General features: G+C 68.6%; 4 protein-coding genes. All 4 read right to left on the bottom strand.

Annotation, left to right across the window (positions count from 1 at the left end; all coding sequences use genetic code 11):
• On the bottom strand, window positions 1-785 hold a 785-nt coding region (locus ABT300_RS40290), incomplete at its 3' end, for an electron transfer flavoprotein subunit beta/FixA family protein (protein ID WP_351687032.1).
• Between the two features lie 95 nt (window positions 786-880).
• Window positions 881-2854, bottom strand: a complete 1974-nt coding sequence (locus tag ABT300_RS40285; protein WP_351687030.1) for an oxidoreductase — start codon at window positions 2852-2854, stop codon at window positions 881-883.
• A gap of 42 nt (window positions 2855-2896) precedes the next feature.
• A complete protein-coding gene (locus ABT300_RS40280; RefSeq protein WP_351687028.1) occupies window positions 2897-4549 on the bottom strand; it encodes an APC family permease in 1653 nt (550 codons plus the stop codon).
• Window positions 4550-5038: 489 nt separating this feature from the next.
• Window positions 5039-5962 carry a LysR family transcriptional regulator gene (locus tag ABT300_RS40275; RefSeq protein WP_351687026.1) on the bottom strand — a complete coding sequence of 308 codons (924 nt, stop codon included), beginning with the start codon at window positions 5960-5962 and terminating at the stop codon, window positions 5039-5041.
• Between the last annotated feature and the right edge of the window lie 193 nt (window positions 5963-6155).

Here is a 6155-nt window from a genome sequence, read left to right as displayed (position 1 = left end):
TGGGCGGCGAGGAAGTCGGCCAGCGCCTCGGCGCCCGAGCCCTCGTCGTCCTTGACGATCTCGCCGGACTCACGGGGCGGACGCACGGTGGTCTCCTCGACCGCGGTCCACGCCGCGGACAGGCCCACGTCGGCGGCGTCGACCCCGATGTCGGACAGCGACAGGACCTCCACCGGCTTCTTCTTGGCCGCCATGATCCCCTTGAACGACGGGTACCGCGCCTCACCGGACTGGTCGGTCACCGAGACCACCAGCGGCATCGCCCCGCTCACCACCTCGGTGGCGACGTCGCCGTCGCGCTGGATCCGCACCTCGGCGCCCTCCGTCTCGATGCTCGAGGCCAAGGTGAGCTGAGGCAGCGAGAGCCGCTCGGCCAGCATCGCCGGCACCACGCTCATCGCACCGTCCGTGGACGCCATGCCGCACATCACCAGGTCGTACGGCATGCCTTCTCCCCCGTCGCCGCCGCCCCGTCGCACCGCCTTCGCCAGTACCAGCGACGTGGCGACGGCGTCGGAGCCCGCGATGGCGTCGTCCCGTACGTGCACGCCGGCGTCGGCGCCCATCTGCAGCGCCTTGCGCACCGCGTCGACGGCCTCCTCGGGTCCCACGCACAACACCGTCACCTCGACGTCGTCGGGGCTCGCGGCCTTCTCCTTGATCTGGAGCGCCTGCTCCACGGCGTACTCGTCGAGCTCGGACAGGAGTCCGTCCACACCCATGCGGTCGACGGTGCCGTCGCCTTGAAAGCGCCGGTTCCCGGTGGCGTCGGGCACGTACTTCACACAGACAGCGATCTTCACGGGTCCTGCTTCCTGATGTTCTCGGGGTTCCCCTCGCGCATCGCGCGCCCCGGGGCTCCACTCGTGGCCCACGCCTGTCAGATCTCGCGGCCGGCCCGGTGTCCCTGGACGATGGCGATCTCGATGTCTCGCGGCTGGTAGCAGTCACCGATCGCCTGGACGTCCGGGTGCTGCGTCGCCAACTGCCGGTAGAGCGCGTCGTCGGCGACGCCGCCGGCGGCCACGACGACGGTGTCCACGCCTTCGACGCTGTCGGGCTCCCAGGTCACGACGTTGAACGTGGTGATCGAGTCCTCTTCGATCTCGTGGATCGAGGTATGGGTCTGCAGCTCGACGCGGGGGCTGCTCATGAGCGCTTCGAGGAGATGGTGTCGCGCCGGCGAGGGCATTTCGGGCGCCACGGTCTCCATCCCGGTCACGAACCTGACGTGGTGTCGCCTGGCTGCGAGGTACTCGGCGGTGGTGGCCCCTTCCGCCCGGCCGCCGACGTCGAACAGGAGCACGTTCGCGCCGGCCGCGGTGTCGTCGGCGAGGACTTCTCGAGCGGTGCGCACATGCGGGAGGTCCGCGCCGATCACCTCAGGAACGAAGGGCGTGGAGCCGGTGGCGACGAGGACCACGTCGGGAGACTCGGCCAGGACGGTCTTCGCGTCGGCCTCCACGCCGAGCCGGACGTCCACCCCGAGCTTCGGCAGCTGCCGTTCGAACCAGAGGATGACCTCCTCGAAGTTGCCGCGATTCGGCGTCGTCATGACGAGGTTGACCTGGCCGCCCATACGCTGGGCGCGTTCGAAGAGGACCACGTCGTGCCCGCGCATGGCAGCCGTGCGGGCCGCCTCCATGCCGGCCGGCCCGGCGCCGACGATGACGACCCGCTTCGGTTCGTCGACCTGTTCCAGCTCGCCCCACGCCTGCTCCCGGCCGGTGACGGGGTTGTAGACGCACCCGACGCCGAGCCCCTTGTCGACGTGGCCGACGCAGGACTGGGTGCAGGCGATGCAGGTGCGGATGTCGTCGATGCGGCCTTCCCGCGCCTTGTTCGGGAAGTGCGGGTCGGCGATGAGGGTCTTCGCCATGCCGACGATGTCGAGCTTGCCCTCGGCGATCGCCCGCTCCGCGAAAGCCGGTGAGTCCTGACGACCCGCCCCGATGATCGGCAGTCGGATGCCGGCGTCCTTCATCGCCTCGGACAGGTGGATGAAGGCCCCCGTCTCGAAGTAGTGGCTGGGCCAGTGTGCGCGGCCGCTTCGGGGGATGGAGGTGATGGCCTGCCAGACGCTGATGTAGTCGACGAGCTGTTCCGCTTCGAGGATCTTCGCCAGCTCGACGTGGTCGGGCAGACTCATGCTGTAGTCCACACCGTCGTCGTAGAGCCGGACGCCGAGAATCCGGTCCTTGCCGATGCCGGCGCGCGTCACCTCGAGCACCTCGTTGAGGAACGTCATCCGTTCGCGCAGGTCGCCGCCGCCGTACTTGTCGTCGCGGCGGTTGCCGTGGGGATGCAGGAAGTTCGCGAACAGGTAGTCCATGCCGATGGACAGCTCGATCCCGTCGAAGTCGCAGCGCCGCATGCGGTCCGCGGCGGCGCCGAACGACTCGACGATGCCTTCCACTTCGCCGGTCGACAGCTCGTGGGGCATGAACAGGGGCACCGAGTAGTCGGGGGTCGGGACCGGCGACGGGGCGACGATGTCGCGGCGGAGGAACCCGGCGTGGTCCATGAGCCGACGTCCACGGTGACCGAGCTGCGCGATCAGGGGGACGTCGAACTCGTGACACCCCTGCGCCATCTTGCTGAACGCGTCCATGGTCGCGTCGCCGTAGGTGGCCAGCGAGAGGGACGCGTCGCCGTCGTAGACGGGAACCGTGTGCCCGGTGACGATGACGCCGGCGCCGCCCTTGGCTCGTTCGCGGACGTAGTAGGCGTACGCGTCGGTCGGGGTGCCGTCCCCCAGTTGGAAGTGCGCGGCGTGACCGGTGTTCATGATCCGGTTCTTCAGGGTGTATGGACCCACCTGAATCGGATGGAAGAGGTTCGGGAAGTCCGTCATGTCAGAGTCCTGGGTCGAGGGTCTGGTGGGCTGCCGGTCGGGCTAGCCGAGGCGGGTCGCTCCCGCCTCGTCGGACAGGAGGTTGAGTTCGTCGTCGGTGGGGGCGTACTGCCGCGCCTTCTCGGCCGGCAGCCGCGTCCTGATCGCCAGGTAGTAGACGGCGAGGCTGAAGGCGACCATGACCGCGGTGTCCCAGTAGGGGAACGACAGGTAGCCGAGGCCGCTGGGGTGGGAGGCTTGGCCGAAGGTGCCCATGTAGCTGATGGCCGCCGTCCCCAGGATCCAGACCCCCACCCACCAGGAGGAGCGGAAGTCGAGGTCGGGTCGGGCCTCGGGCTGCTGGAAGGCGCGGTTGACGAAGAACACCACATAGCCGATGGCGATGGCGGTGAAGACCTTCCAGTCCGTTTCCCAGCCGGTCCAGTAGACGAGCAGGTTGGCCGCGGCGAAGCCCAGAGGCGCCCAGAGACCGGCCGGTCTGAGCCGGAAGGGACGGGCCGCTTCGGGGAACGAGCGCCGGAGCGACCCGAGCGCGATGGGAACGCCCGCCCACAGCATGGCCGTCGCGGAGGTGAGGAATCCGAGGAGGGACTGCCAGCTCGGGAACGGCAGCAGACAGAGCAGGCCGACCACGAAACTGATGATCACGCCGATGACGGGGACGCCGCGCTTGTCGACCCGGGTGACCACCTCGGGGATGTACCCGTTGCGCCCCATCCCGTAGGTGACGCGCGCGGTCGAGGTGACGTAGGCGATTCCGTTGCCGGACGGGGAGACGACGGAGTCGATGTAGACGATCGCGGCGATCAGGCCCAGGCCGAGAGACGTGGCCAGCGCCGCGAACGGACCGGTGGTGACGTCGACGCTGGTTCCTTCCCAGCCGTGCGCCAGTTTCGCGGGCGAGAGCGCGCCGAGGTAGGCGATCTGGAGTCCGATGTAGAGGACCGAACAGACCACGAGGGAGCCGAGGAGGGCGAACGGGATGTTCCGGCCGGGGTTCTTGGTCTCGGCGCCGAGCTGAACGGCCTGTTCGAAGCCGGTGTAGGCGAAGACGATGCCGCCGATGGCGACAGCGGCCAGCACACCGTGGAAGCCGTAGGGCGCGAAGCCGTGGGAGTGGAAGTTCGACGGCTGGAAGCGGGCGAACAGGATGGCCACGATGACCAGCACGATGGTGCCGATCTTCCACCAGGTGATCGCGTTGTGCACACGGCCCAGGGCCTTGATGGCGAACAGGTTGAGCACGACGAAGATCGCCAACAGCGTGATGGCGACGACATAGCCGAGCGAGGTCAGGGTCCCGTCGCCGTGGAACAGGTTCAGGTGCGTGTAGCCCTCGGCGTAGCTGAGGACTCCCTCGACCTCGATGGGGGCGGTCGCCGCTCCGTAGATCCAGGCCATCCAGCCGATGCCGAATCCGGCGAGGGTTCCGTGGGAGTAGTGGACGAAGCGGGCCGAGCCTCCGGCCACGGAGAACATCGCGCCCAACTCGGCGTGGTTGAAGGCGATGAGTATGAGGATCGCGATCGCGACGAACCAGGAGAGCAGCGCCGCGGGGCCGGCGATGGCGGCGGCGTTCATCGCACTGAACAGCCACCCCGTTCCGATGATCGAGTTGATCGTGATCTGAAGGATGTTCAGGCGGGACAGTTGGCGCTTGAGGCCGTACTCGGCCACATCGGTACTCGCACTCACGCCGTCTCCTAGTCGCTCGTGGTGAGGTGGGGCTGGGGTGGCCCGCGCCCCGGGTACGCGACATGACGGGCAGCGGTCGCGCACCGTGGGCACAGGAGGTTTCGATTGCAGTTCTTCACGCGCTTTGCAGACATCGAGTCCCGGGGCCCCGATCAGCGTGGAGCCAAGTGACGCACGTCCCGCCCTCCAGGTAAAGCGGGGAAAGCTGGATGGAACCGTGAAGAAAAACTTCCCATTCTGCCCGGCGGGCCGACGACCGAAATCCGGCCACCGGCGTTCGGCGTGACCCTGTGCGGGTCGTTCGCGACGTTCACTGCGCACCACGGAAAAGCCCCGCCAGGAGTCCATGGCGGGGCTTTCGTGATCGTGCACGCCGACGTCGCGGCGTCGGCGTGAGCGCGCGGACGTCGTGGTCGGGGTCGTGGCGGGTCGGCGGTCGTCGTCGCGTCCCACCGGAGATCAGGTCAGTGCGTCGACGACCCGCAGGCTCTAACGGTCGGTGATGCTGGGCCTGCTGTGTCGGTAGGCCTGCCGGAGCGCGCCGCGCACGGCGACGAGCGCGGGGTTGCGGTGCGAGCCGGCCCGGCAGGTCGTGACGATCTGCCGTACGTGCGAGGGCGCCATCTGGCGCAGGTGGAATCCCGGTTCGCGGTCGAACCAGGTGAGGTCCGGCAGGAACGCCACCGCGTGGCCGCTCGCGACGAGCTGCGCCTGCACCAGCACGTCGGGGGTCTCGTGGGCCACGCTGGGCTCGAAGCCGGCTTGCCGGCAGGCGGCCATGGCCCAGTCGCGTCCTGGACTGCCTTCCGGTTCCAGCACCCAGGGGCGGTCGGCGAGATCGAGGAGAGTCGCCTCGCCCGGTCGGCGCCCCTCGGGCGGTCGCAGGAACGCGACGCGGATGGGGTCTTCGGCGACCACGTCGAAGTCCATCTCGCTCGAGCGGTTGGTCGGATAGTCGACGTAGTTCTCACCGCAGACCAGATCGAACTCGCGGGCCAGCAGACCGGGCAGAGCGACCTCGGGCTCGGCCTGGGTGAGCTGAACCTGCAGTCCGGGGTGGCCCTCCGCCAGCGATGTCAGCATCGCGGGCGCGAGAGCGAGCGCCGCGGTCTGGATCGTGGCGAGTCGGATCGTGCCCACGACGGTGTCCAGCGACGCGAGGATGTCGGTTTCGGCGCGTTCCAGCTGCTCCAGCACGGCGGCCGTGTGCGCGACGAGGATGTGCGCCTGCTCGGTGAGCCTGATGCGCCGGCCGTCGGGCTCGAAAAGCCGCGTTCCGATCTCCTCCTCGAGCACCGCGAGCTGCTGGGAGACGGCCGACGGGCTGTAGGCCAGCGCGGCGGCCACCGAGGTGACGGTGCCGCGCTGAGCGAGCTCTCGAAGCAACCGCATGCGGTGGAGATCGAACTTCACGTCCGGAACCTACCATGAAGAAACCCTGAAAGATATTGGACAAGTTTCCGCGCTATTCATGAACCAAGTGTCGCGGCATTCTGTGTTGCACCGGCGCTTGTGCGCCGCACCGGCTCGCCGACCGCCTCGGCGTTGCCGCCGAGATCGCGACTCGATCGACCTTTTGCGCAGCGGCGAGGACCGTGCGGCGGAT

The organism is Streptomyces sp. NPDC001027, assembly GCF_040299045.1.
Classification (GTDB): domain Bacteria; phylum Actinomycetota; class Actinomycetes; order Streptomycetales; family Streptomycetaceae; genus Streptomyces.
The sequence above is the reverse complement of the archived record's forward strand: the minus strand, read 5'-3'. Positions and strand labels throughout refer to the sequence as shown.

Excerpts from the sequence above, each read along its gene's own strand:
- ABT300_RS40285 (WP_351687030.1), bottom strand. The coding sequence starts at position 2,854 with ATGACGGACTTCCCGAACCTCTTCCATCCGATTCAGGTGGGTCCATAC.